Raw genomic sequence first — 1,615 nt, forward strand, 5'->3', positions numbered from 1 at the left:
CACGCTCGGCGAACTCCGGCGCCGGACCGCCGACAAGTTCACCCGGCAGATCGTCGCCGGCATCACGAAGGAGCAGGTCGCCGCCTACCGGGCGCAGGTCGCGAAGGGTGGCACCGATATCGTCGAGCGCGTGGTCACGGCCCTCGGCGACGGCCGCGTCTCCATCACCACCCGGCGCACGTTCAAGCCCTGGCTCAGCGACATGGCCTCTCGGGACCAGGAGGAGATCCTCCGCATCATCGGCGAAGGGCAGCGCGGCGGGATGCATCCTCGCCAGATCGCCCGCGAACTCCGGGGCTACTTCGACGGCACGGAGCACAACGCCGTCACCGCAGCCCGGACGGAGGCGCAGAAGATCCGGACCGACGCCCGGGTCGCGACCTACCTGAAGACCGGGGTCCACTATCTCGAGTACATCGCCGTCGGCGACGACTCGACGCGACCGGAACACCTCGCCCGGGACGGCAAGATCTACCCGGTCGATAAGGCCCCCTGGCTCGGCGAACCGAACTGCCGGTGCACCCTCATCGACGCGGACTACAAGGTCGAAGAGGAAGGCGCCGCCGTGGAAGAATCTGACAGCATCACCCTAACACTAGAGGAACTCGAAGTATGACTCGCCCACCGACACTCACCGATCGCCAGATCCAGATCATCCGGGAGAACCTCGACCTGTTCCCGGCCGACATCCTGAAACTTCCCGAGTTCACCGACGCCGATGTCACCCGGCACACGATCCGGAACTACCAGCGCCGCCTCAAGAACGCGACCCTCCCTGACGACGAAGAAGACCTCCTCGTCCGTTTGAAACGATACATGGACCGGTATGGCCTCGAATCCCGGTTCCACGGTCCGCGAGGGGTCACCGGGTTCATTACCCACCTCGAAAAGCAGATCGATTTACGCGCGATTGAGAGGGACAATTCAGAAAACAGCGCCGTATAATGCGTAGAATGCCCAAAAAAGGGCCACAATTTTTTATATAGGGTATGCCTGCCAAGCATATTGTATGACTCGTGGAGATACTCCCCACACGAACGCTTTTGCTAACCTCCACGACGTCACGCTCCAACGCCTCGACGTGTACCACCGGAACAACGGGAGATACGTGTTCTACGACGCGAAGCACTTCGCTCCGACCGTAGACCGTTGGAACACTGTCCCAGTGATCTACGTTGAGACGGGGCCGGGGGAGCCCGCAGAACATCCCCGGTTCGAGGACGTGGTTGCCAGCACTCTTCCCGCGAAGTTCCGCAAGGTCGGCAGCGTATCCGCCGCTCATCTGACGGAGATTGGCGAGAAGGTCCTTAAGGGCGCCATCGTGTTCTCGGATCCGGCCATCGAGGCCAAGGCCAACGCGGGCGAACTCTCGCTCTCGACTGGCCTCGCCTCCCCGGAGGCCCCGGATCCTCGGCTGCCTGGAGCAACCAGGATCGCCGGTCCGGTGACCCCGAACCACATCCTCGTGTTCGATCGCGGAGCGTGCCCGAACTGCTATCCGAACGACAGTGGAGCAATGTTCCACAATCTACAGGAACCAGACATGCCTGACGACGAAACCAAGGGACTGCTCAAGACGATTGCCGACGCGCTCACCCGGCGCGAGCCGGCACCC

Annotated in this window: 3 protein-coding genes; all 3 read left to right on the forward strand. The window is 62.7% G+C overall.

The window, feature by feature from the left end; translation table 11 throughout:
• On the forward strand, nucleotides 1-616 hold a 616-nt coding region (locus ACE4YL_RS04895), incomplete at its 5' end, for a minor capsid protein (RefSeq protein ID WP_461369312.1).
• Nucleotides 613-945 (forward strand): hypothetical protein, encoded by a 333-nt coding sequence (locus ACE4YL_RS04900; RefSeq protein ID WP_461369313.1) that lies wholly within the window; start codon nucleotides 613-615, stop codon nucleotides 943-945. The genes ACE4YL_RS04895 and ACE4YL_RS04900, both read left to right, overlap by 4 nt.
• A gap of 220 nt (nucleotides 946-1,165) precedes the next feature.
• The coding region (locus ACE4YL_RS04905; RefSeq protein WP_461369314.1) for a hypothetical protein at nucleotides 1,166-1,615 on the forward strand (450 nt) is incomplete at its 3' end.

Origin of the sequence: Candidatus Darwinibacter acetoxidans, from assembly GCF_041936445.1 — a bacterium.
Classification (GTDB): domain Bacteria; phylum Bacillota; class Limnochordia; order Darwinibacteriales; family Darwinibacteriaceae; genus DTU010.

Bases quoted from the DNA above. Each gene is read 5' to 3' on its own strand.
- ACE4YL_RS04900 (WP_461369313.1), top strand. From the start codon at position 613: ATGACTCGCCCACCGACACTCACCGATCGCCAGATCCAGATCATCCGG.